Here is a 23,875-nt window from a genome sequence, read left to right as displayed (position 1 = left end):
TGGTATTAGGTGCACTAAGGAGTGACGCAGGAGGGCAGTCCATCCGCGGCGATGGTAGGCGCAAGCTGATCCGCGGGCAAGGTGGTAGGGCGAGGCATAGGCAAATCCGTGTCTCACATAGCCTGAGAACCGAGGCGGACCCGTTCAGGGGAAGTGGATGATCCCATGCTGCCGAGAAAAACTTCGTAGTGAGTGTTAGAGCCGCCCGTACCCCAAACCGACACAGGTGATCAGGTAGAGAATACCAAGGCGATCGAGTGAACCATGGTTAAGGAACTCGGCAAAATGCCCCCGTAACTTCGGGAGAAGGGGGGCCGGATACGTTACCGCACTTGCTGTGGGAAGCGTTGATGGCCGCAGAGACCAGGCCCAAGCGACTGTTTACTAAAAACACAGGTCCGTGCGAAGAAGTAATTCGATGTATACGGACTGACGCCTGCCCGGTGCTGGAACGTTAAGGGGACAGGTTAGCTGGTTTAGGCCGGCGAAGCTTTGAACTTAAGCGCCAGTAAACGGCGGTGGTAACTATAACCATCCTAAGGTAGCGAAATTCCTTGTCGGGTAAGTTCCGACCTGCACGAATGGCGTAACGACTTGGGCGCTGTCTCAACCATGGACTCGGCGAAATTGCATTACGAGTAAAGATGCTCGTTACGCGCAGCAGGACGGAAAGACCCCGGGACCTTTACTACAACTTGGTATTGGTGGTCGGTACAACTTGTGTAGGATAGGTGGGAGACTGTGAAGCTCGGACGCCAGTTCGGGTGGAGTCATCGTTGAAATACCACTCTGGTTGTTCTGGCTGTCTAACTTAGGTCCATTATCTGGATCAGGGACAGTGCCTGGTGGGTAGTTTGACTGGGGCGGTCGCCTCCTAAAAGGTAACGGAGGCGCTCAAAGGTTCCCTCAGCCTGGTTGGCAATCAGGTGTCGAGTGTAAGTGCACAAGGGAGCTTGACTGTGAGACAGACATGTCGAGCAGGGACGAAAGTCGGAACTAGTGATCCGGCGGTGGCATGTGGGAGCACCGTCGCTCAACGGATAAAAGGTACCCCGGGGATAACAGGCTGATCTTCCCCGTTTGGCACCTCGATGTCGGCTCGTCGCATCCTGGGGCTGGAGTAGGTCCCAAGGGTTGGGCTGTTCGCCCATTAAAGCGGCACGCGAGCTGGGTTTAGAACGTCGTGAGACAGTTCGGTCCCTATCCGCTGCGCGCGCAGGAGACTTGAGAAGGGCTGCCCCTAGTACGAGAGGACCGGGGTGGACGAACCTCTGGTGTGCCAGTTGTTCCGCCAGGAGCACGGCTGGTTGGCTACGTTCGGGAGTGATAACCGCTGAAAGCATCTAAGCGGGAAGCACGCTTCAAGATGAGGTCTCCCACCGAGTTAATCGGGTAAGGCCCCCAGTAGACTAGACCACTGGGTTGATAGGCCAGAAGTGGAAGCGCCGTAAGGTGTGGAGCTGACTGGTACTAATAGGCCGAGGGCTTGTCTCAACACCACACTTTGGTGTGACAGATACTGCTGCGAAGATGAATGCGTCCGCTATACGGTTCCCGAAATACGGTCAACCCCCAGCAACACTCGTTCCCAGGTGGGAACGGTGAGTGGCTGAAGTGTGGTTGGTTGATATTTCAGGGAAACACCCAGTCTCCATTCCGAACCTGGAAGTTAAGCCTGACAGCGCCGATGGTACTGCGACCGGTAGGTCGTGGGAGAGTAGGACGTCGCCGGACATTCACACTGTTAAGGGCCACCCACTCGGGTGGCCCTTAATGTTTGTGCCTGTACTTTTGTCTGAGCGCCGTTTTCACCTCGTACGACCGATAGGAGTCACCGTGGCTACGCCACCTCGCAACCCCCGCTCTGGTCCGGGCGATCGCTCCGGCCGTGGTTCGTCCGGCGGATCGGGTCGTGCCGGCGGCGGAAACACCGGCGGCCGCTCAGGCGGCTCAAGCTCCGCCCCCCGCGGCGGTTCCTCTGGCGGCCCTCGCGGCGCCTCATCTGGCGGCCCACGTGGCGCCTCGTCCGGCGGTCCCCGCGGCGGCAGCTCCTCAGGCGCCCCCCGTGGCGGCTCCAGCGGCGCCCCGCGCGGAGGCTCGTCTTCCGGCGCGCCCCGTGGCGGTTCCGGCGGCTACGGCGGCAGCTCCTCCGGTGGTTCCCGTGGCGGTTCTGGCGGTGGATACGGTGGTAGCTCGTCCGGCGGTTCTGGTAGCGGTGCTCGAGGCGGTGCTTCGGGTGGGTCTTGGAGTGCTTCCGGTGGTGGGCGCGGAGCGCCGCGTACCGGTGGGGCTCGGCGGGATGACAAGCCGGCTCCGAAGCGGAACACGCGCTGGGACGACAAGGGCGACCCGGGACGCGACCCGTTCAAGGGACAGCTCTCTGACCGCGACGACCGCGGACCGCGTCGCGACGACCGCGGCGCGCCCCGGCGTGACGACCGTTCACCCCTAGGCTCCGATGGCCGCTCCGCCCCGCGCGGCGGCGACCGCGGTGGCTACAGCCGCGACGAGCGCAGCGCCCCTCAGCGTGACGACCGTGGTGGCTACAACCGCGACGACCGTGGCGGCTACAACCGCGATGACCGTTCTGCTCCGCGTCGTGACGACCGCGGCGGCGACAGCCGTGGTGGGTACAGCCGCGACGAGCGCAGCGCTCCCCAGCGTGACGACCGTGGCGGTTACAACCGTGATGACCGCTCTGCGCCGCGTGGTGACAACCGTGGTGACCGCGGTGGGTACAGCCGGGACGACCGGTCCGCACCGCGTGCGGCTGACCGCGGTGGGTACAACCGCGACGACCGTGGCGGATACGGCCGGGACGACCGGTCGGGGTCGCGTGGTGGGGCTGACCGTGGTGCGCCTCGTGAGGACCGTGGTGGGTACAGCCGCGACGAGCGTTCCGCGCCTCGGCGAGATGACCGGGGTGGGCGCGATGAGCGTTCTGCGCCGCGTAGTGGTGGGTATCAGGGTGGGGCTCGGTCTGGGCCTCCTCGGGATGGGCGACCGACCGGCTTCAAGGGCGGCGCTCGTACTGGGCCTCGTGGCGACGACCGGACGGGGGCTGTGCCGCGTCGGGACGAGCGGACCGGATACCAGGACGCGGCTCCCCGCAATGATCGTGGACCGCGTCGGGACGACCGCAACGGGCCGCGCCGTGAAGAGCGTGGCGGCCGCGGGCGTACCGATCGTGAGCGTGGCGGTCGGGGCGTAGGGCGTGAGGACGAGGAGAGGGTCGGTCCGCGTAAGGACGACCCGGTCATTCCGGCCGGGATCACCGGTGCGGAGCTCGACAAGGGGATGAAGGCCGAGCTTCGGTCGTTGCCGCGTAGCCTCGCGGACCTGGTCGCGCAGCACCTGGTGGCGTCCGGCCGGTTCCTGGAGGACGACCCGGATCTCGCCTACCTGCACGCCAAGACGGCTCGACGGCTGGCGGCGCGGCTGGGCGGAGTACGGGAGGCTGTGGCGATCACGGCGTACCTGTCTGAGCATTACGCGGAGGCGCTGACCGAGTTCCGCGCGGTACGGCGGATGACCGGCAACCACGAGGTGCTGCCGGCGATGGCCGACTGCGAGCGTGCGCTCGGCCACCCGGAGAAGGCGCTGGCGTTGTCGCAGGAGAAGGCCGTGCTGACGCTGGAGGAGGGTTCGCAGATCGAGATGCTGATCGTGGCGGCCGGAGCCCGGCGCGACATGGGCCAGACGGCTGCGGCGATCCAGGTCCTCGACATTCCTGAGCTCACCAAGCGGACTCGCGCCGAGTGGTTGCCGCGGCTGCGGTACGCGTACGCCGATGCGCTGGCCGAGGCAGGTCGTACGGACGAAGCCCTCACCTGGTTCCACCGTGCTGCCGGCTCCGACCAGGACGGCTCCACCGGAGCCGCCGAACGCGCCGCCGAACTCGAAGGCCTCACCTTCACCGACCTCGACGAGGACGACGAAGACGAGGTAATCATCGAGGTCTTCGACGAAGCCGAAGACGCAGACGACGCCGACGGTGACGTGGCGTCCGACAGCGACGACTCCAACGCAGACGACGCGGACGAGGACGACTCCGACGACGCCGCATCGGACAGCGACGACTCCGCAGACGACGCGGACGACGACCTCGAGTCCGACGACGAGGACGACTCGGATGAGGACGCGGACGACGCCGACTCCGACTCCGACTCCGACGAGGATGACGACGCTGATGCGGACGACTCAGACTCCGACGACTCGGATGAGGACGCGGACGACGCCGACTCCGACTCCGACTCCGACGAGGATGACGACGCTGATGCGGACGACTCAGACTCCGACGACTCGGACGAGGACGCGGAGGACGCGGCCGACTCCGATGACTCGGACGGGGACGACGATTCGGATGACGACGATGAGTCTGGTGAGGACGACGCTGAGGATGGCGGATCCGCGGGTGATGAGGCTGCGGGTGACGACGCCGAGGGCGAGAAGGCCGGCGGGAAGTCGGCGGAGTAGTAGCTGGATGTAGTTGGTGAACGGCCCGGGTAGGTGGTGGAGAAATCCGCTGCCTGCCCGGGCCGTTCGCCTTGTCCGGGGGTGGTCGGCGTGGCGGGGCGTGGGGGTCACGGACCGACGAGAATGGCCCGATGACAGCCGACGCTGAAACAGGTCCCCCAACCCCCGCGGCGGTGCCCTCCGGCGCAACGAACGCCAAGCCAGCAACAAGCGCGTCAGCCGCCGACCTGTCACCCGCCCCGGCAGCGCACCCGTCGTCCGCTGATGTGGCGCCCGACCTGGCAGGACACTCGTCGTCCGCTGGCGCGGCGCCCGGCCTGGCAGGACACTCGTCGTCCGCTGGCGCGGCGCCCGGCCTGGCAGCGCACCCGTCGTCCGCTGACGTGGCGCCCGACCCGGTAGGACACCCGCCAGCTGCCGATGCGGCGCTCGAAGTGGAAGCGCACCCGTCGGCTGCCGACGTCGCGCCCGGGGCGCGGGTGGATGCCGGCCCGGACAGCGGAGTGGGTGACGCCGATTCGTTGGCCGTCGGCGCTGGGATTGCGGGTGCTTCTGGGGTTGAGGCTGACGGTGGAGGGGATTCGCCGGATGGCGGTGCCGAGGTTGTAGTGGGGGCTCCTGTGGGCGGGGTGGCGACTGCTGAGGGTGTGGCGGATGGTGCTGAGGCATTGGCTGCGGTGGGGGCTCCCTCGGTTGGCGTCGCGACAGTTGAGGGTGTGGCGGATGCTGCTGGCGCTGGGGCACCGAGCGCAGTGGGGGCTTCTGTGGCTGGTGAGGCGGGTGCTGGGAGTGAGGCTGGGGCGGCGGTAGGGGAGCCGGTGGTGGGGGCGAGTGGGGCTGGGGTGGGTGTTGCGGTGGACGGGGCTGTCGGGGACGGCGGTGGGTTGTTGGTGGGGGAGTTGGTGGGGCGGGCTGTTGAGAAGGGGGGTCGGCGGTTGGGGAAGGCCGTGCGGATGGTGGAGCGCGGGGAGGAGGACGCGATTCATCAGGTGCGGGTTTCGTGCCGGCGGTTGCGGAGTGATTTGAAGTTGTTCAGGAAGGTGATCGCGGGGGATTGGGGGGAGAAGCTGCGGGTTGAGTTGGCTTGGTTGGCCAATAGTTGCGGGGAGGCTCGGGATCTTGAAGTGATCGCCGAGTTGGTGCGCGACGGGGTGACCAGCGAGGACGACGCGGAGCATGTGGCGACGATTCTGGGGACGTTGACTGCCGGGTTGGAGCGGGCGTCAGGGCAGTCGGCTGAGGTGGTTTTGGGGGAGCGGACCGCCTTGCTGGTCAGGGAATTGCAGGTGGTCGCGGCTGCGCCTGAGCTCAGCGGGTTGGCTGAGAAGACCAGTGGTCAGGTGTTGCCGAAGCTGCTGAAGGCTGCCCGGCGGAAGTTTGAAGCGTCGGCTGAGTTGCTGAAGCCGTGGTCGCCGGATGATGACTGGCATGAGGTGCGGTTGCTGGCCAAGCGGGTCCGGTATGCCGCGGATACGAGCGCGTCGGTGCTTGGTGACGAGGCGCGAGACATCGCAGTACAGGCGGCTAGGTTCCAGGAGTTGCTAGGGCAGCATCAGGACCACTGTGCGGCGGCGGATGCGCTGACGAGGCTCGCGCAGGATGCGGCTGCTCAGGGTGATGCGGAGCTTTCGTTCACGCTTGGGCGGCTGACGGAGCGGCACCGGGCGGCGCGCAAGCCGCTGCGGGAGGAGTTCCTCAACCAGTACCACCGGCCATGAACGACCAGGCCTGAGCTACTAGCTGAGCATCCGGAAGAGGAGCCCCACGCGTGGCTTGGGGCCGAATGAGGTCGCCTTCTGGGGCAGTACGGCGCCACGCGCGGCTGAGTGCAGCACCTGGTCCATCCGGGGCGCCACAAGCTCCACAGCGGCCTGCTGCGGCCCAGCGAGGGCTACTGCGTCCGCCAGCGCGTGGTGGAAGGTGATCTCGTCCGCAGGCACTCCCCACGCCGGTAGCAGTTCGCGATGCAGCAGAGCGACTGTAGGAGTCACCTGCCCCTCAGTGGACTGCAGCGTCACCCAAGACGTCCCGTCAGTGATCGCTATGCGGTCCGGTACGCCCTCCACGCGACCAGGCAGCACCTGCCAGCCACTCGGCGTACGGGAAGACACCAGGTCCAGGGTGAGCCCCGGTACGACGCGGTGGATCGGGTCCAGCGTCAGCGGGTGCCGGTCGTTGTCGACCAGCATGGCCAGGCCGACATCGGTGCCGTCGCGGTCAGGCTCGCGCCGGTTGCGCTCCAGGTACGCCGCGTAGCGGTGATGCCCGTCGGCGATCAACGCCTCGTGCGTCGCCAGTTCGTCGGCGATCTTGGCCAGGATGACCGGGTCGTCGATCCGCCAGATCCGGTGATGGGCCCCGTTCTCGGTGTCGGCGACCAGCCAGGGTTCACCCGAGCGGGCGTCGTCGACGGCGTCACTGGCCGCCCCACCACCGCCGTACGCGAGCAGGATCGGCTCCAGATCCGCGTCCGTCGCCTCCATCAGCTCGAACCGGTCGTCGACCCACTGCGGCATGACATCCTCGTGCGGCAGTACCACCCGGCGGGCCGGGTCGAGCGCGAGTGAGCCGACCAGCCCACACAGTACGGCGCCCTGGAACTGCTGCTCGTACACGTAAAGAGCTGGCCGGTGGTCCTGGATCACCACGCCCTCGCGCTGCCACGTGGACAGCCTCCGCGCGGGCTCGTCGTACCGGCCGGGGCCCAGCTCGGGATCGCGTGGAAGGATGAGTCTCACCATGTTGTGGAGATCAGAGTCAGTCAGCCGCCGGACGATGGCGGGTTCCAGTACGTCGTACGGTGGCGAGGTCACCGCGCCGAGCGCGCTCACCTTGCCCGCGACGAACCGCCAGGCCCGCAGCGGGTCGAGCCGCAGGACGTTTGCGGACGCTTCTGACATGGCCGTGATCGTACGGGGGGAAGCATGACCAGGACACAGGAATCGCCCGCCCCACTGTCGGCTTGTGACGAACCGCTCGCCGGCCGGTACGACGTTGCGCTCCTCGATCTCGACGGGGTGGTCTACGTCGGTCCCGACCCCGTGCCGGACGCGCCGGAGAACCTGCGCAAAGCGGCCGCGGAGGGTATGCGGATCGGGTACATCACCAACAACGCGAGCCGGCCGGCCTCCGTGGTCGCCGAGCACCTGGCGTCGTTCGGGCTGGACGTGATCGGCGAGGACGTCGTCACGTCGGCGCAGGCGGCGGCGAAGCTGATCGCGAAGGAGTTCCCGAAGGGGTCGCCGGTGCTCGTGGTCGGTGGCGAGGGGCTGATCGCGGCGCTGGAGGAGTACGAGCTGAAGCCGGTCCGGAGCAGCGACGCGAACCCGGTGGCCGTCGTACAGGGGTTTCATCCCGACGTGAACTGGGTGATGCTCGCGGACGGTGCGCATGCGATCAACGAGGGCGCGAAGTGGTACGCGACGAATCTCGATCTGACGATTCCGACCGCGGGTGGCAAGGCGCCGGGCAACGGGACGCTGGTCCAGGCGGTGCGGGCGGCGGTCGAGGTGGATCCGATCGTGGCCGGCAAGCCGGAGGCGCCGCTGCTCGAGACGAGTATCGAGCGGTTGAAGGCTGAGCGGCCGTTGATGATCGGGGATCGGCTCGACTCGGACATCGCCGGGGCGCACAACGTCGGGATCGCGAGTCTTTGGGTCGCTACCGGCGTACATGATGCTTATGACCTGGCTGCGGCGCCGAAGAACGAGCGGCCGACGTACATCGGGGCCGGGCTGGGGGCTTTGCGGGAGAAGCATCCTGGGGTGACGGTCGACGGCGCGAAGCACAGCTGTGAAGGCTGGACGGCTTCGGTTGTTGACGGCGCAGTGGCTGTGACCGGTGAGGGCAAGCCGTACGACGGGTTGCGGGCGATCCTCTCGGCTGTCTGGGCGGCGGTGGACGCACCGGCCAAGCCGGTTGCGAAGACGGCGGCGAAGAGCGCTGCGCGCGGGCGGCGGCCGTTGCCGAAGCCGGCGCCGGAGCTGGGGTCGATCAAGATCGGCGAGGCGCTGCATCGGGTCGGGCTGGACAAGTAACGCTCGGTATGGGCGGAGGCGGGCTGGTATTGCGGGCTCGGCGCGATACCGTGGCTGGCAACTGAGCCTGACCGGGGCGACGGCGCCAGGACAGACGAGTACGGAGGTTTCTCATGGTGATGGATGCATTGCGCGGCTACGTACAGCTGGCGAACGGCCTGACCGAGGTGACGAAGCAGCGTGCGCAGCAGGCCGCGAAGGCGCTGTTGCAGCAGACCGGCGCGGACGCGCTGACGGCCGGCGTGACCACCAAGGTGAGCGACCTGGCCGAGGAGATCGTTGCTACCAGCAAGAGCAACCGGCAACTGCTGCAGGCGATCGTGGCGAACGAGGTCGAGGGTGCTGTTGCGCGGCTCGGGTTCGTACGGTCCGAGGAGGTCGCTGCGCTGAGCCGGCGCCTCGACGGGCTGGAGCGCGAGCTCGCCGAGGCGAACGACGCGCTGGTCGCCGCCGCTGCTGCGTCGGCTCCTGCTCCCGCGTCGGCTCCTGCGTCGTCGTCCGCGTCCAGGCCGGCAGCGAAGAAGTCTGCCGCGAAGAAGTCCGCGGTGAAGGCGCCGGCGGTCAAGAAGGCCGCGGCCAAGAAGACGTCGGCGGCGCCGGCGAAGAAGGCTGCGGTCAAGAAGACGGCCAAGAAGGCCCCGGCGAAGAAGGCGTGACGTGACCGACCACCCCGGCGAGCAGTTCCCTCCGGCAGTCGACCCCGACGTCGAGCCCGGCCACGACGCCGAGCCCGACGAACAGTCCCACCCCGACTACGACACCGAGCCGGCGCCGGAGTCCCGTACTGCTTGGGTCAACCCAACCCTCCAAGGGCGTCCCCACACGGACCCCTTGCTGGCAGGCTTCACCGTCTACGGCGACCCAACCCCGGAACCCGATCCGGACCCGGACCCGGTCGAAGACACCGAGCAGGCCTTCGAGGCCTCACTCGAGGAGCCGACCCAGCACTCGTACGTGGACGACGGCCCAGACGACTCATACGACGAGCCGACCCAGTCGTACGAGCCGGCTGAGCACCACACTGCCCCAGTACCTTCGCCCAGCGCGGGCCTCGCACAACCGGCCGCATCTTCGTCTGGCTCGGGTTTGCCGGAGCCGGATGCTGTGGCTGAGGAGCCGGCTTCGAATGGGCCCGTATTACCTGCTGCGTCTGAGCAGCCGCCCCCGCGGCCTGCTGCTCCGGCACCTGGTCCGGCGTACCCGCGGCCGGCGGCTCCGGTGCCTGGGCAAGGTTTTGCTCGGCCTACCCCACCTGGCGAGGGTTTCCCACGACCGGCCGTGCCTTCGTCTGGCTCGGGTTTGCCGGGGCCGGATGCTGTGGCTGGGGAGGCCGCTCCTCGTCCGGGGGTGCCTGGGCAGCCGTTCTCGCGGCCGGCGGCTCCGGTGCCTGGTGCGGCGTATCCGCGGCCGGGGACTCCTGTGCCTGGGCCTGCGGGTGCTCGGCCTGCTGCTCCGGCGGCTGTTGTGCAGGCGGCTGGCGAGGAGCGGGGGGACGATGAGGTGCATCCGTTGGTTGAGGATGTGGTGGAGCGGCTGGAGGGGTTGGGGGAGTTGGCGGTGGGGGAGCATGCGGAGGTTTATGCGGAGCTGCATGAGCGGCTGCAGAGTGCTCTGGTGGAGGCGGACGCCGAGTATGGCGACCGGGGTTGAGTGATCGCGGGGACCGATGGCTAAGGGCGTGAAACGGTCCCGGCTGGATGCTGAGTTGGTGCGGCGTGGGCTGGCTCGGTCGCGGGAGCAGGCCAGTGAGTTGGTGCTGGCCGGCAAGGTGAAGGTCGCGGGGACGGTGGCGACCAAGCCGGCGACGGGAGTCGGCGCGGATGCGGCGATCTTGGTCGACACGTCTGAGACCGACGATCCGGGGTATGCGAGTCGCGGTGCGCACAAGCTTGTCGGTGCGTTGGAGGCGTTCAGCGAAGTACAGGTGAAGGATCGGCGGTGCCTGGATGCAGGGGCATCGACCGGTGGATTCACCGATGTGCTGCTGAGGAACGGCGCGGCGAGTGTGATCGCCGTGGATGTCGGCTACGGGCAGCTCGTCTGGGCGTTGCAGACGGACGAGCGCGTGACCGTGATGGATCGGACCAACGTCCGCACACTGACTCTGGAGGACATCGGCGGCGAGCCGGTCGACCTCGTCGTCAGCGACCTCAGTTTCATCTCGCTGACGATCGTGATGCCGGCCCTGCTCACCGTGGTCAAGCCCGACGGCGACCTGGTACTGATGGTGAAGCCGCAGTTCGAGGTCGGCAAGGAGCGGCTGGGCAAGGGCGGCGTGGTCCGGGACCCGGTGCTGCGCGCCGACGCGGTCCGCGGCGTGGCCCGGAAAGCGGCCGATCTCGGCTGGGGCGTGGCCGGTGTCGCGGCCAGTCCGTTGCCGGGTCCGTCAGGAAATGTCGAATACTTCCTGTGGATACGCCGTACGGCGCCGCCGCTCGATGAGACGATGCTCCGGACCGCTATCGAGAGCGGCCCGCAGTGACCGCTGCGTCGACAGTCGAAGGGCAGGTCCCCGTGGTCGAGCCGGAGCCCCGGCGCGTGCTGTTGGTGACGCACACCGGTCGCGACCTGGCCGTGGAGGTGGCCCGCGAGGCGCACCGCCTGCTGACCGGCGCCGGCCTGGTGGTCCGGCTGCTGTCCGAAGAGTTCGAGGCGATGAAGCTCGAACCGGTCGAGATCGCCGAGGACCCGGAGAAGGCGGCCCAGGACGTCGAGCTGATCATCGTGCTCGGCGGCGACGGCTCGATCCTGCGCGGCGCCGAACTCGCCCGCCCGCACGGTACGCCGGTGCTCGGCGTCAACCTCGGCCATGTCGGGTTCCTGGCCGAGGCCGAGCGCGACGACCTGGAGCGGATCGTCGACGTGGTCGTCGATCGCACGTACACGGTCGAGGAGCGGATGACGCTGGCGGTCGACGTGTGGCACGACGACGAGCTGATCTTCGACACCTGGGCGCTCAACGAGGCCAGCGTCGAGAAGGCCGCCCGGGAGAAGATGCTCGAGGTGATGGTCGAGGTCGACGGCCGGCCGCTGTCGCGGTGGGGCTGTGACGGGGTCGTGGTCGCGACGCCGACCGGCAGTACGGCGTACGCGTTCTCGGCGGGCGGGCCGATCGTCTGGCCCGAGGTCGAGGCGATCTTGATGGTGCCGCTCAGCGCGCACGCGTTGTTCTCGCGGCCGATCGTGGTGGCGCCGACGTCGCAGCTGTCGATCGAGCTGATCGCGGCCTGGCACGGGCGCGGAGTGCTGTGGTGCGACGGGCGGCGGATGGTCGAGGTGCCGCCCGGCGCGCGCATCGTGGTGAGGCGGGGCAGGACGCCGGTCCGGCTGGCGAGGGCGCACGAGGCGTCCTTCACCGACCGGCTCGTCGCCAAGTTCGATCTACCGGTGCTCGGCTGGCGCGGACGCGCCGAGCGCGACCGCAACAGCAGTACATCAGAGGAGAACTAGACCATGCTCTCGGAGATCCGCATCACGGGCTTGGGCGTGATCGAGGACGCCACGCTGGAGCTCGATCCGGGGTTCACGGCAGTCACCGGCGAGACCGGCGCCGGTAAGACGATGGTCGTGACGGGCGTGAACATGCTGCTCGGCGGTCGCGCCGACAGCGGCCTGGTCCGGCACGGCGTCCGGCGGGCGCGGGTCGAGGGTCGGGCGAGCAAAGTACCGAAGTCGATCGTGCAGCAGGCCGAGGACCGTGGCGGCGAGCTGGACGACGACGAGTTGCTGATCGCGCGCGAGTTGTCGTCGGAGGGTCGCTCGCGGGCGTTCCTCGGCGGCGCTTCGGTGCCGGTGTCGGTGCTGGCCGAGGTGTCCGGCGACCTGGTCGCGATCCACGGGCAGGCGGACCAATGGCGGTTGCTGCAGCCGGCCCGGCAGCGCGAGACGCTCGATACCTTTGCGGGGAAGCCGGTCCTGGTTCCGCTGGGGGAGTACAGCACGGCGTACCGGCGGCATCGGGAGATCGAGACCGAGCTGACCGAGCTGACGACGCGCGAGCGCGACCGGCTGGCCGAGGCGGATCTGCTGCGCTTCGGGCTCAACGAGATCGCCAAGGCGGAGCCGTTGCCGGGCGAGGATGTCGAGCTCGCGGCCGAGGAGGAGCGCCTCGCGTACGCCGACGGCCTTCGTACTGCGGCCACGACCGCCGCCGAGGCGCTCGCGTCCGAGGACCTGGACTCGACGCGCCCGGCCGACGTGCTCGGCCTGCTTGCTCTGGCGAAGCAGGCGCTGGATGGCGAGCGCGAGCACGACGCGAAGCTGGCCGAACTGGCCGATCGCGCGAGCGAGCTCGGGTACCTGGCGGCTGACCTGGCCGGCGAGCTTTCGTCGTACGCGTCGGATGTGGACACCGATCCGGCCCGGCTCTCGGTGGTGAGCGAACGACGTTCGTTGCTGACGACGCTTGTTCGTAAGCATGGTGGCGAAGAGGGCACAGTCGACGAGGTGCTGGAGTGGGCGAAGCGGTCCGCCGCGCGGCTGGCCGAGCTGGACGGCAGCGACGAGCGCGTCGAGCAGCTCACCGCCGAGCTGGCCGAGCTGCGTGCCCAGCTGAAGGACCTCGGCGACCAGGTCAGTACTGCGCGCCGCGAGGCGGCGGCCCGGCTGGGCGTCGCCGTGTCCGAGGAGCTGAGCGGGCTGGCGATGCCGCACGCGACCCTGACCGTCGAGATCCACGAGACGGCGCCCGGGCCCTATGGCGCCGACGAGATCGAGTTCTGCTTCGCGGCGAACCCGGGGAGCCCGGCCCGCCCGCTGCAGAAGGCGGCCTCGGGCGGTGAGTTGTCGCGGGTGATGCTGGCGCTCGAGGTGATCCTGTCGGACACGCACCCCGTGCCGACGCTGGTGTTCGACGAGATCGACGCCGGGATCGGCGGCCGGGCCGCGGTCGAGGTCGGCAAGCGGCTCGCGCGGCTGGCGGAGAAGGCACAGGTCATCGTGGTGACCCACCTCCCGCAGGTGGCCGCCTTCGCGGATCGTCACGCTGTGGTGCTGAAGAGCGACGACGGATCGGTCACCACGAGTGGTCTGGTCGCGCTCGACGACGACGCCCGGCTGAAGGAGCTCTCCCGGATGATGGCCGGTCTGGAGCACTCCGACGCGGCCCAGGCGCACGCCGAAGAACTGCTCGCTCTGGCGGCCGAAAGGCACAAGAAGCCGAAGAAGAAGACTGGTTCAAAAGGATGATTTAACGCACCGTCACCGGGGCACCGGCTGAAAAGGCGGGCGGAAGGCTCTTGACATGGCAGGATGAGTAAGCGATGAAGCTGCCCAGTCTGCGTCGAGCACGCCCACCTGAACTGCCCGGGACCGCCGGGGTGGTCCGGCTGGATCGCCGTACCAAGAATCTCACCAAACGGCTCAAGCCGGGCGAGATCGCGGTCATCGACCACGTCGACCTGGACCGGGTCAGCGCCGAGGCCCTGGTGGACTGCAAGGTCGCCGCGGTCGTCAACGTGGCCGACTCGATCTCCGGGCGCTACCCGAACCTCGGTCCAGAGATCCTGGTCGAGGCCGGCGTCCCGCTGGTCGACGGGATCGGCCGCGAGGTCTTCTCGGTCCTGCACGAGGGCGAGCGGGTCCGGCTGAACGACGGCATCCTGTACCGGGGTGAGGAAGTCGTCGCGAAGGGCGTGGTCCAGGACAGCGCGTCCGTCGCCCAGTTGATGGACGACGCCCGCGCGGGCCTGTCGACCCAGCTCGAGGCGTTCACGGCGAACACCCTGGAGTACTTGCGCCAGGAGCGCGACCTGCTGCTGGACGGCATCGGCGTACCGGACGTGCACACGGCGATGGACGGCAAGCATGTGCTGATCGTGGTCCGGGGCTACGACTACCGCGAGGACCTGGTGGCCCTGCGGCCGTACATCCGGGAGTACCGGCCGGTCCTGATCGGTGTCGACGGTGGCGCGGACGCCCTGGTGGAGAACGGCTACGTCCCCGACCTGATCGTCGGCGACATGGACTCGGTCAAGGACGAGACGCTCAAGTGCGGCGCGGAGGTCGTCGTGCACGCGTACCGCAACGGCCACGCGCCGGGATCGGAACGGCTGGAACGGCTCGGCGTCGAGTCGATCGAGTTCCCGGCCACCGGCACCAGCGAGGACGTCGCGATGCTGCTGGCCGATTCGAAGGGTGCCTCGCTGATCGTCGCGGTCGGCACCCACAACTCGCTGGTGGAGTTCCTCGACAAGGGACGCTCCGGCATGGCGAGCACCTTCATCACCCGGCTGCGAGTAGGTGCGAAGCTGGTGGACGCCAAGGGCGTCGGCCGGCTCTACCGAAGCCGCGTTTCGACCCTGCAGGTGGTCGCGCTGATCGCGGCCGGCCTGTTCGCGCTCGGCGTGGCGATGGTCGCCATCGGCGCCGACGACGTGGTCTGGTCGATCCTGCGGGCGCGCTGGAACGACTTCGTCTATTGGATCCGGGAGCTGTTCACGTGATCGACTTTCGCTACCACATCGTCTCCATCGTGGCGATCTTCTTCGCCCTCGGCGCCGGTGTGGTGCTAGGCGCCGGACCGCTCAAGGGCACCGGCAGCGACCTGGTCCAGGCCCAGGCCAACAAGGACCGGGCCACCGTCGAGGACCAGCGCGAGCAGCTGCTGCAGACCAAGGCGCTGGACAAGTACCGCGACGACTACATCGCCAAGGTGACCTCGAACCTGACGACCGGCAAGCTGATCGGCAAGCGGATCGTGGTGGTCACGATGCCGAACGCGGACAGCGACATGACGGACGCGATCCAGGCCGCGATCGAGAAGGCCGGCGGCCAGGTCACCACCAAGGTCTCGCTGGACAGCAAGCTGTTCGACCCCGGACAGCGCCAGCTGGTCGAGCCGCTGGTCAACGACCTGGTCACCAGCGACCTGCAGTTCCCGACCGAGAGCAACACCTACCAGCGCGCCGGGATGATCCTGGCCCGCGGGGTGGCCGCCAAGGAAGAGGCCAAGACGGTCGACACCGAGGCGGTCAAGATCATCAACGGGCTGAGCAGCGCGAAGCTGGTGTCGCTCAAGCCGACGCCGAAGGACCGCGGCAGTCTGATCGTCGTGGTGGCCGCCAAGCCGCCGACGCCGGCGCCGGACAACTCGTCGTACAACGAGGCAGTGGACTTCGCCGAGGGGCTCGACACCGCCAGCGCGGGTGTGGTGGTCGCCGGGATGCCGGAGTCCGCGCAGAACGGTGGGTTCCTCAAGGCGCTGCGGAGCAACGCCGACGCGACCAAGGCGCTGTCGACGGTCGACGTCGCGAACCTGCCGAGCGGGCAGATGACGGTCGTGTTCGCGCTGGCCGAGCAGGCCGGCGGCAAGGCCGGGCAGTACGGCGGGATCGATGCGAAGAACGGCGTCGCGCCGTCGGCTGACCAGGTGAAGGGCAACTGAGATGGGTCTGTTGGGTGCGGTGATCTCCGCTGCCGCGACGGCTGGGCTGGAGCGCGCCGCGGCGAAGCTGCCGAAGGAGAGCCGGGCGCCGTTCGAGCGAACCAACCATCGCGGCGAGACGGTCACGTTGCTGGAGGGCCCGATCGCGGTGCTCGGCGCGTTGGCCGGAGTCGCTGCTAGCCGGTCAGACGGTCGCGTGAAGGCGGCTGCTTTGCTGGCCGGCTCGGTTTCGGGTGCTGTCGGTGCGTACGACGATCTTGCCGGAGCGACCGAAACCAAGGGGTTCCGTGGGCATCTGACCGCATTGCGCCGCGGCGAGGTGACCAGTGGGGCCGTGAAGATCCTCGGGGTCGGCGCGGCCGGTCTTGCTGCGGCTGCGTTGCTGCCTCGTCGGTCGAAGGGCTTCGGCGCGGTGGTCGAGGTCGTTGCCGATGGCGCCTTGATCGCCGGTACTGCGAACCTCGCGAACCTGCTGGATCTGCGCCCCGGCCGGGCGTTGAAGGGCATCGCCGCGGTCAGCGCTCCGGTCGCTCTTGTGGCTGGTGGACCTGCCGGCGCAGTCGTCGGAGCCGCTGTTGCTTCCGCGCCGTCGGACCTCGGCGAGCGCTCGATGCTCGGTGACTGTGGGGCCAACGGGCTCGGCGCGATCACCGGTACTGCGCTCGCGTCCGCCCTGCCGCGTCCGCTGAAGGTGCTCGCGCTCGGTGCGGTCGTCGCGCTCAACCTGGCCAGCGAAAAGGTCAGCTTCACCAAAGTGATCGCGAACACCCCCGTCCTCGACAAGTTCGACCAGTGGGGCCGACGCCCCCGGTGAGCACAGGCGGACCGGATCGCCCGGCCGAGCCCGCCGGTTCGGGCGGAGCGAGTCGCCCAGGTGCGCGGATTGCGCAAGCCGCGCTGTTGGTTGCCGGTGTCACCGTGCTCGCGCGCGTTGTCGGGTTCGGCCGTTGGCTGGTTTTCTCCAAGACCGTTGGCGCCGGCTGCCTCGCCGACGCCTACGCGACGGCCAACCAGCTCCCCAATGTGGTTTTCGAAATCGTCGTTGGCGGAGCGCTTGCCGGTGCGGTCATCCCGGTACTGGCCGGGCCGGTTGCTCGAGGCGATCGGGCAGCGCAAGGGCGGATCATCGGTGCGCTGCTGACCTGGTCGCTCGTACTGCTGACGCCTTTCGCCTTGCTGGCTTGGCTTTTCGCTTCGCGCTACACCTCCGCGATGCTCGACGCCGGCCCCGAGTGCGGCGGCTCCGGTTCCACCGCCACGCGCATGCTGCTGATCTTCGTGCCCCAGGTCTTCGGCTATGCGATCACTGTGGTCGCAACAGCGGTTCTCCAATCCCACAAGCGTTTTGCCGCCGGTGCGGTAGCCCCACTCATCTCCAGCCTCGTAGTGGTCGCCACCTACTTCGCCTTCGCCGCCATGGCTCCCACTGCAGACAAGGCCTCGCAGAGCGCAGCCGACTTGCTTGCCTGGGGCACCACTGCCGGCGTGCTTGCCCTAGCCCTCACTGTCCTGGTCCCGATGCTCTTCCTGCGCCTGCCGATCAAACCGACCCTGCGCCTGGACCCCGGCGTCGGCCCGGTACTACGCAAGCTCGCCGCCGCAGGTCTTGCCGTGCTGGTCGCCCAGCAGCTGGCCTTCGTCGTCACGACCTACCTGGCCAACCATCGAGGCGCAGCAGGAAGCATTGCCGTCTACACGTGGGCCAACGCGGTCTACCTCCTGCCCTACGCAGTACTGGCCGTACCGATCACCACTGCGGTCTTCCCGCGCCTGGCGGCTGCCTACGAGTCAGGCTCAGCCACCTTCGACCTCTACGCCTCCACCTCGACGCGAGCCGTCATGCTCGCCGGGGGAGCCGGTGCCGCACTGCTGGTCGGTACTGCGGTCCCGGTCGCCCGCATCTTCGCCTACAACGACGGACAGGTGCAGGAGGCCCAGGCCACCTCACTCGGCGCAGGACTCGTCGCCTTCGCCCCCGCGATCATCGGCTTCGCAGTACTGATGCATGTCGGCCGGGTGCTCTATGCGCGTCACGCCGGACGCCAGGTCGCAGTAGTGACCGGGGGAGCCTGGCTGATCGTTGCGATCGCCGGGATCCTGCTAACGCTGCAGTGGGACGGTTCTGAGGCTGTAGGAGCACTAGCGGCTGCTATGTCGATCGGTATGGTCGCAGGGGCCGTCGTATTGCTCGTGGTCTTGCGGCGGCTGGCTGGACCTGGTGTGCTCGGTGGGCTGTCCCGCGCGACGCTTGCCGCGCTCGTCGGCGCAGCACTGGCCGGTGCGGCCGGGTGGCTCGTCGCGCTGCCGGCTAGTGACGGCGGCTGGGGTAGTGCGCTGGTGTTCTCGATACTCTCCGGCCTGGCGGTCGTGATCGTGTACGCCGCGGTCGCGGTCGCTCTGGATCGTCCGGACGCCCGAGCGCTCCTGCGCCGGGGTGTGCCAACCGTTGTGGAGGAGACGTCATGAGGATCGGCCTGCTGCTGGCGGAGTCCCGGGGTGGGATCGGGCAGCACGTCGCCTCACTGGTGCCGCGCTTCCTCGAGGCCGGCCATGAGGTTGTCGTCTGCGCCCCACCCGGTACTGCCGAGCACTTCGACTTCGGCGACGCGACTGTCGTAGTACAGGCCGCTGGGTTGCGTGGTTGCGACGTGATCCACGCCCATGGCTACCGGGCCGGTACGGCTGCCCTGCGCGACCGGGCGAATCTCCGGCCGCTCGTGGTGACCTGGCACAACGCCATCCTGACCACTGGACCGCGCGGCCTCGTCATGCGGCTCGGGCAACGACTGGTTGCTCGAGGAGCCGACCTGACTCTAGGAGCGTCTAGCGACCTCGTGGAGCTAGCCAAGTCGCTGGGCGCCCGGAAGGTGGAGTTGGCGCCGGTAGCGGCTCCCGCGTTACCAGAGGCCCGTACGCCGGCTGCCGAGGTCCGCGAGTCTCTCGGGCTTGGGGACGGGCCACTGGTGCTCTCGGTGGGGCGGCTGGCTCCGCAGAAGGATTACCCGACCCTGTTGTCGGTGGCGGCAGCGGTGGCGTCTGAGCGCCCAGACGTTGTTTTCGCGGTGGTGGGGGATGGGCCGCTCAAGGAGAACCTGCAGGCACGGATCGACGCCGAGGGGCTCCCGGTGCGACTACTTGGGCACCGGAGCGACGTGGCTGACCTGCTGGGGGCCGCTGACGTGTTCTTGCTGACCTCGCACTGGGAGGCGCGGGCGCTGGTGCTCCAGGAGGCAATCCTGGCAGGCGTACCGGTGGTGGCGACGGCGGTGGGCGGCGTACCGGAGTTGGTGGGCGACGCTGCGCTGCTGGCCGCGGCCGGGGATGCAGCGGGACTCGCCGCGGCGGTACAGGAAGTTTTTTCTGATCCGGACAAGGCGGCCGCTATGCGGACAGATGGCCTGAAATTAGCCGCGGAGTGGCCGGACGAAGACGAGGTTGCAAAGAATCTGCTCGACATCTACGCGGGTCTCGTCGCGACCACTGGCTGACAAGAGGTAGCCTTAAAGCCCGTGGACAGAGCTTCGTTCGGGCAGCAGACCAAGCACGTATTCGTCACCGGTGGCGTCGCCTCCAGTCTCGGCAAGGGGCTGACTGCGTCAAGCCTCGGCAGCCTGCTGACGGCGCGGGGTATCCGGGTCACCATGCAGAAGCTGGATCCCTATCTCAATGTGGATCCCGGCACGATGAACCCGTTCCAGCACGGCGAGGTGTTCGTCACCAACGACGGCGCCGAGACCGACCTGGACATCGGGCACTACGAGCGGTTCCTCGACCGGGACCTGTCCCAGGTCGCCAACGTCACCACCGGCCAGGTCTACTCGTCGGTGATCGCGAAGGAACGCCGCGGCGAGTACCTGGGCGACACCGTCCAGGTGATCCCGCACATCACCAACGAGATCAAGGACCGGATGCTGGCGATGGCCGGCCCGGACGTCGACGTGGTGCTGCACGAGATCGGCGGCACCGTCGGCGACATCGAGTCGCTGCCGTTCCTCGAGGCCGCCCGCCAGGTCCGGCACGACGTCGGCCGCGACAACGTCTTCTTCCTGCACATCTCGCTGGTGCCCTACATGGCGCCGGCCGGCGAGCTGAAGACCAAGCCGACCCAGCACTCGGTCGCGGCACTGCGCTCGATCGGTATCCAGCCGGACGCCATCGTCTGCCGGGCCGACCGGCCGATCCCGGACAGCGTCAAGCGGAAGATCTCGCTGATGTGCGACGTCGACGTCGAGGCCGTGGTGGCCGCGGCGGACGCGCCGAGCATCTACGACATTCCCAAGGTGCTGCACTCCGAGGGGCTGGACGCGTTCGTCGTCCGCCGCCTCAACCTACCGTTCCGCGATGTCGACTGGACCCGCTGGGACGAGCTGCTGAAGGTCGTCCACAACCCCGCCGACCAGGTCACGGTCGCGCTGGTCGGCAAGTACATCGACCTGCCGGACGCCTACCTGTCGGTCGCCGAGGCGTTGCGGGCCGGCGGCTTCGACAACGACGCCAAGGTCAACCTGCGCTGGGTCCCCTCCGACGACTGCGCCACGCCCGAGGGTGCCCAGCGGCTGCTCGGTGACGTCGACGCGGTCTGCATCCCGGGTGGCTTCGGCGTCCGTGGCATCGAGGGCAAGATCGGCGCGATCCGGTACGCCCGCGAGCACGGCGTACCGATCCTCGGACTGTGTCTCGGCCTGCAGTGCATGGTGATCGAAGTGGCTCGGGACCTGGCCGGACTGACCGAGGCGAACTCGACGGAGTTCGACCCCGACGCGGAGCAGCCGGTCGTCGCGACGATGGAAGAGCAGAAGCACATCGTCGACGGCACGGGCGATCTCGGCGGCACCATGCGCCTCGGCCTCTACCCGGCGAACCTGACCGAAGGCTCGATCGTCCGCAGCCTGTACGGCGCTCCGTCGATCCAGGAGCGGCACCGGCACCGCTACGAGGTAAACAACGCTTACCGCGACAAGCTCGAGACGGCCGGCCTGATCTTCAGCGGCCTGTCCCCGGACCACGAATTGGTCGAGTTCATCGAGCTGGACCGCGCGAAGCACCCGTACTTCGTGGCGACCCAGGCTCACCCGGAGCTCCGCTCGCGCCCGACCAAGCCTCACCCGCTGTTCTCCGGCCTGATCGCTGCTGCCCTGGTCCGCCAGCGCGAGTCGCGCCTGCCGGTGGAGGACCTGACTGCAAAGCCCACTCCCAAGTCCAAGGGATCCAAGCCTGCGGTCGTAGAGACGGCCAAGGCGTGACCACCGACCACCCTGTACTCCGCTTCGGCGCAGGCCTGGCCGACGCGCAGGAGTCGTGGGAGGTCTCGTCGTCGGAGGTAGTGCACTCCACCGGTCGGGTGATCTCGGTCCGGCGCGACCAGATCGTCCCGCCGGGCGGTGGTGAGACCTTCACCCGCGACGTGGTTGTCCACCCCGGTGCTGTTGGGGTGGTGGCGCTGGACCATGACAACCGCATGCTGCTGGTGCGTCAGTACCGGCATCCGGTCGGCTACCGGCTGCTGGAGCCACCGGCTGGGCTACTGGACGTCGCCGGTGAGGCGTATCAGCTTGGGGCCGAGCGGGAGCTGTGGGAAGAGGCGGCCACCAAGGCTGCTGACTGGCGGGTGCTGGTGGATGCCTTCACGTCCCCCGGGCTGACCAACGAGGCGGTGCGCATCTTCCTGGCGCGTGAGCTGTCGGAGGCGCCGGAGACTTATGACCGGCTTCACGAGGAAGCCGACATGGAGACCGTGTGGGCTCCGCTGGTCGATGTCGTCGGCGCAGTGCTGGCCGGGGATCTCCACAATCCCATCCTGGTGATGGGGGCGTTGTCTGCTTGGGCGGCGCTCAACGGGCCTGGGTTCGACAACCTGCGTCCGGCTGACTCTCCCTGGCCTGCCAAGGACCAGTAGGGCTTCAGGCCGGGGTGCGGAAGGTGCGGCGGTAGGTGTCCGGTGGGACGCCTACTACCCGCTTGAACTGGCGGCGAAGCGTTGTGGCCGTGCCCATCCCGGTAGCCGTGGCCACTGAGTCGATGCTGTCGGTGGTGGACTCCAGGAGCTCCTGAGCACGGCGTACGCGTTGAGTCAGGAGCCACTGGAGTGGGGTTTGGCCGGTGACCGCGTGGAACTGGCGACCCAGGTTGCGGGTGCTCATGCTGGCTTGCTTGGCCAGGTCGGTGACCGTCAGCGGCTGATCGAGGCGTTGCTGCGCCCAGGCGATCACGCCGGCCAGGTGGTGATCGCCGGAGGGCTGCATGGGGGTGGCTACGAACTGGGCCTGGCCGCCGGGGCGATGGGGTGGCATGACCAGGCGGCGGGCGACCGTGTTGGCGATGATGGCGCCGTGGTCCAGGTGGATCAGGTGGATGCAGAGGTCGACCGCGGCTGCCTTGCCTGCTGCGGTGAGGACGCTGCCGTTGTCGGTGTAGAGGACGTCAGGGTCGACAGTGGCCTCGGGGTGGCGAGTAGTGAGCTCTGCTGTGTGCGCCCAGTGGGTGGTGGCCCGGCGGCCGTCCAGTAGGCCGGCGGCGCCGAGTGCGAAGGCCCCGGTGCAGAGGGACGCGATGCGGGCGCCTGCGTCGTGGGCTGCGCGGATGGCGTCGACCAGGTCGGCCGGGGGCGGTACATCGACGTCAGCGCAAGCCGGTACGAGCACTGTGTCGGCGGTCGCGAGCTGCTCCAGCCCGTACTCCGGGGCGAGGCTGAATGGCCCGATGTCGACGAGGCCTGGGCCGCAGAGCTGTACGTCGTACCAATCCTCGCGCGTCAGCTCCTCCGGTGGCGTCCGGAAGATCTCGTAGGCCACTGCCAGCTCGAAATGCAGCAGGTGCCCGGCCGTCGCGATCGCGATCGTGTGCATGTCCGAAAGTGTACGCATGATGTCGTTTCGGACTCTCACTGATTGGGTCCGACCCCGGCCAGAGTGGAGGCATGCAGAACACAGTGGTGGTCTACGGCGCGACCGGTCACACCGGCCGCTTCATCGTCGCGGAGCTGGTTCAGCGCGGCTTCGTCCCGATCCTGTCCGGACGTGATGCCGGGCGGCTCGAAGTACTGGCCAAGGAGTACGACGGCCTGGCCGTCCGCCCGGCGACGGCGGACGACCCGGAGTCGCTGGACCGCGCGCTCGACGGCGCCGCCGCAGTCATCAACGCCGCCGGCCCCTTCGCCGTGACAGCAGGGCCAGTGGTCGAGGCCGCTTTGCGTGCGGGCATCCCGTACGTCGACGTCGCGGCAGAGATCGAGGCGAACACGGACATGTTCGCCGACTACTCAGAAGCAGCAAAGGCAGCCGGCGTTCCCGTAGTACCGGCGATGGCCTTCTACGGAGGCCTGGGCGACCTGCTCGTCTCAGCAGCCATGGGCGACTGGACCAGCGCCGACGAGGCCCACATCGCCTACGGCCTGACCAGCTGGCACCCCACCCCAGGCACTCGCAACGCTGGTGCCGTGTCCCACGATCGTCGCGGAGGCCGCCGTCTGCGATTCAGCGATGGTCGGCTGCAGCACCACGATGACGAGGCGGTGCAGGAGGCGTGGAACTTCCCGGAGCCGCTGGGTCTGCGCCAGGTGATCGCCGAGTTCACCATGGCCGACGTAGTGACCGTCCCGAGTCACCTGGCGATCCCGCTGGTTCGTACCTACATGTCCGTCGAGGCTGCGAAGGACCTGTTCAACGAGGACACGCCTGAGCCGGTAGCGATCGACACCGAGGGCCGCTCGGACCAGACCTTCGTAGTGGACGTCCGAGTCCGCGCAGGCAACGCAGAGCGCCGCCTGACCGCCCACGGCCAAGACATCTACGCCATCACAGCCCCACTGGCCGTAGAAGCGGTCGACCGCATCCTGACCGGCCGCACTCGGACCACCGGCGTCGCTTCAGCCGGCGCGATCTTTGATGCCGAGGACTTCCTCCGGGCGCTCGCACCCACGCTGACCGTCAACTAGAACGCGGCCGCCGAGGGGAGTCCCGGCGGCCGCGTCAGTAGCTGT

The 23,875-nt window shown here is 68.3% G+C and carries 19 protein-coding genes and 2 rRNA genes; 19 read left to right on the top strand and 2 right to left on the bottom strand.

What is annotated here, in order from left to right:
• The 5 genes from ABD768_RS18705 to ABD768_RS18685 all read left to right on the top strand — a co-directional run.
• A 23S ribosomal RNA gene (locus ABD768_RS18705) occupies positions 1–1,494 on the top strand; the annotation flags it as partial.
• A gap of 121 nt (positions 1,495–1,615) precedes the next feature.
• Positions 1,616–1,734 (top strand): 5S ribosomal RNA (gene rrf / locus ABD768_RS18700).
• Between the two features lie 844 nt (positions 1,735–2,578).
• Positions 2,579–3,211, top strand: coding sequence for a hypothetical protein (locus ABD768_RS18695; protein WP_344842153.1), 633 nt, complete (start codon positions 2,579–2,581; stop codon positions 3,209–3,211).
• A 107-nt stretch (positions 3,212–3,318) separates the two neighbouring features.
• Positions 3,319–4,476 (top strand): tetratricopeptide repeat protein, encoded by a 1,158-nt coding sequence (locus tag ABD768_RS18690; RefSeq protein ID WP_344842151.1) that lies wholly within the window; start codon positions 3,319–3,321, stop codon positions 4,474–4,476.
• 131 nt (positions 4,477–4,607) lie between these two features.
• Entirely contained in the window at positions 4,608–6,194 is a 1,587-nt protein-coding gene (locus ABD768_RS18685) for a CHAD domain-containing protein (RefSeq protein ID WP_344842149.1), read from the top strand.
• An 18-nt stretch (positions 6,195–6,212) separates the two neighbouring features.
• Here the strand turns inward: ABD768_RS18685 and ABD768_RS18680 are convergent, their stop codons facing one another.
• Positions 6,213–7,376, bottom strand: a complete 1,164-nt coding sequence (locus ABD768_RS18680; RefSeq protein WP_344842147.1) for a DUF1015 domain-containing protein — start codon at positions 7,374–7,376, stop codon at positions 6,213–6,215.
• A 24-nt stretch (positions 7,377–7,400) separates the two neighbouring features.
• On the opposite strand from ABD768_RS18680, the gene ABD768_RS18675 reads away from it, so the two are divergent.
• From ABD768_RS18675 to ABD768_RS18615, 13 genes are all read left to right on the top strand, one after another.
• Positions 7,401–8,513, top strand: coding sequence for an HAD-IIA family hydrolase (locus ABD768_RS18675; protein ID WP_343964210.1), 1,113 nt, complete (start codon positions 7,401–7,403; stop codon positions 8,511–8,513).
• A gap of 113 nt (positions 8,514–8,626) precedes the next feature.
• Positions 8,627–9,169, top strand: coding sequence for a phasin family protein (locus ABD768_RS18670; RefSeq protein ID WP_344842143.1), 543 nt, complete (start codon positions 8,627–8,629; stop codon positions 9,167–9,169).
• Position 9,170: 1 nt separating this feature from the next.
• On the top strand, positions 9,171–10,163 hold the full coding sequence (locus tag ABD768_RS18665) for a hypothetical protein (protein WP_344842140.1): 993 nt from the start codon (positions 9,171–9,173) through the stop codon (positions 10,161–10,163).
• Positions 10,164–10,179: 16 nt separating this feature from the next.
• Complete coding sequence (locus ABD768_RS18660) at positions 10,180–10,995, top strand: TlyA family RNA methyltransferase (protein WP_343964204.1); 816 nt, start codon at positions 10,180–10,182, stop codon at positions 10,993–10,995.
• A complete protein-coding gene (locus tag ABD768_RS18655; protein WP_343964202.1) occupies positions 10,992–11,963 on the top strand; it encodes an NAD kinase in 972 nt (323 codons plus the stop codon). Before ABD768_RS18660 ends, ABD768_RS18655 begins: the two co-directional genes overlap by 4 nt.
• Before the next feature lie 3 nt (positions 11,964–11,966).
• The gene (recN, locus tag ABD768_RS18650) at positions 11,967–13,700 is read left to right on the top strand and encodes a DNA repair protein RecN (protein WP_344842135.1); all 1,734 of its coding nucleotides are present in this window, start codon (positions 11,967–11,969) and stop codon (positions 13,698–13,700) included.
• 74 nt (positions 13,701–13,774) lie between these two features.
• A complete protein-coding gene (steA, locus tag ABD768_RS18645; protein ID WP_343964198.1) occupies positions 13,775–14,956 on the top strand; it encodes a putative cytokinetic ring protein SteA in 1,182 nt (393 codons plus the stop codon).
• Positions 14,953–15,897 (top strand): copper transporter, encoded by a 945-nt coding sequence (locus ABD768_RS18640; protein WP_344842132.1) that lies wholly within the window; start codon positions 14,953–14,955, stop codon positions 15,895–15,897. The genes steA and ABD768_RS18640 overlap by 4 nt, the downstream gene beginning before the upstream one ends.
• A gap of 1 nt (position 15,898) precedes the next feature.
• Entirely contained in the window at positions 15,899–16,711 is an 813-nt protein-coding gene (locus ABD768_RS18635) for a hypothetical protein (RefSeq protein ID WP_344842129.1), read from the top strand.
• Between the two features lie 104 nt (positions 16,712–16,815).
• Positions 16,816–18,363, top strand: coding sequence for a murein biosynthesis integral membrane protein MurJ (gene murJ, locus ABD768_RS18630; RefSeq protein ID WP_344842127.1), 1,548 nt, complete (start codon positions 16,816–16,818; stop codon positions 18,361–18,363).
• Entirely contained in the window at positions 18,360–19,385 is a 1,026-nt protein-coding gene (locus tag ABD768_RS18625; protein WP_343964190.1) for a glycosyltransferase family 4 protein, read from the top strand. The genes murJ and ABD768_RS18625 overlap by 4 nt, the downstream gene beginning before the upstream one ends.
• A 21-nt stretch (positions 19,386–19,406) precedes the next feature.
• Positions 19,407–21,140 carry a CTP synthase gene (gene pyrG / locus ABD768_RS18620; RefSeq protein WP_343964188.1) on the top strand — a complete coding sequence of 578 codons (1,734 nt, stop codon included), beginning with the start codon at positions 19,407–19,409 and terminating at the stop codon, positions 21,138–21,140.
• The gene (locus ABD768_RS18615; protein WP_344842121.1) at positions 21,137–21,793 is read left to right on the top strand and encodes an NUDIX domain-containing protein; all 657 of its coding nucleotides are present in this window, start codon (positions 21,137–21,139) and stop codon (positions 21,791–21,793) included. The genes pyrG and ABD768_RS18615 overlap by 4 nt, the downstream gene beginning before the upstream one ends.
• A gap of 4 nt (positions 21,794–21,797) precedes the next feature.
• Here ABD768_RS18615 and ABD768_RS18610 read toward each other — a convergent pair whose 3' ends face one another.
• On the bottom strand, positions 21,798–22,742 hold the full coding sequence (locus ABD768_RS18610) for a helix-turn-helix domain-containing protein (RefSeq protein WP_344842119.1): 945 nt from the start codon (positions 22,740–22,742) through the stop codon (positions 21,798–21,800).
• A gap of 71 nt (positions 22,743–22,813) precedes the next feature.
• Here ABD768_RS18610 and ABD768_RS18605 point away from each other — a divergent pair, with 71 nt between their 5' ends.
• A complete protein-coding gene (locus ABD768_RS18605) occupies positions 22,814–23,830 on the top strand; it encodes a saccharopine dehydrogenase family protein (protein WP_344842116.1) in 1,017 nt (338 codons plus the stop codon).
• Positions 23,831–23,875 lie beyond the last annotated feature (45 nt).

The sequence above is a fragment of the Kribbella ginsengisoli genome, assembly GCF_039537185.1.
Lineage (GTDB): Bacteria > Actinomycetota > Actinomycetes > Propionibacteriales > Kribbellaceae > Kribbella > Kribbella koreensis.
This window is presented reverse-complemented; position numbering and strand designations above follow the sequence as displayed.

Bases quoted from the DNA above. Each gene is read 5' to 3' on its own strand.
- ABD768_RS18635 (WP_344842129.1), top strand. From the start codon at position 15,899: ATGGGTCTGTTGGGTGCGGTGATCTCCGCTGCCGCGACGGCTGGGCTG.
- ABD768_RS18695 (WP_344842153.1), top strand. From the start codon at position 2,579: ATGACCGTTCTGCTCCGCGTCGTGACGACCGCGGCGGCGACAGCCGTG.
- ABD768_RS18675 (WP_343964210.1), top strand. From the start codon at position 7,401: ATGACCAGGACACAGGAATCGCCCGCCCCACTGTCGGCTTGTGACGAA.
- recN (WP_344842135.1), top strand. From the start codon at position 11,967: ATGCTCTCGGAGATCCGCATCACGGGCTTGGGCGTGATCGAGGACGCC.
- ABD768_RS18670 (WP_344842143.1), top strand. From the start codon at position 8,627: ATGGTGATGGATGCATTGCGCGGCTACGTACAGCTGGCGAACGGCCTG.
- ABD768_RS18625 (WP_343964190.1), top strand. From the start codon at position 18,360: ATGAGGATCGGCCTGCTGCTGGCGGAGTCCCGGGGTGGGATCGGGCAG.
- steA (WP_343964198.1), top strand. From the start codon at position 13,775: ATGAAGCTGCCCAGTCTGCGTCGAGCACGCCCACCTGAACTGCCCGGG.
- ABD768_RS18680 (WP_344842147.1), bottom strand. From the start codon at position 7,376: ATGTCAGAAGCGTCCGCAAACGTCCTGCGGCTCGACCCGCTGCGGGCC.
- ABD768_RS18660 (WP_343964204.1), top strand. From the start codon at position 10,180: ATGGCTAAGGGCGTGAAACGGTCCCGGCTGGATGCTGAGTTGGTGCGG.
- ABD768_RS18605 (WP_344842116.1), top strand. From the start codon at position 22,814: ATGCAGAACACAGTGGTGGTCTACGGCGCGACCGGTCACACCGGCCGC.
- ABD768_RS18610 (WP_344842119.1), bottom strand. From the start codon at position 22,742: ATGCACACGATCGCGATCGCGACGGCCGGGCACCTGCTGCATTTCGAG.
- ABD768_RS18685 (WP_344842149.1), top strand. From the start codon at position 4,608: ATGACAGCCGACGCTGAAACAGGTCCCCCAACCCCCGCGGCGGTGCCC.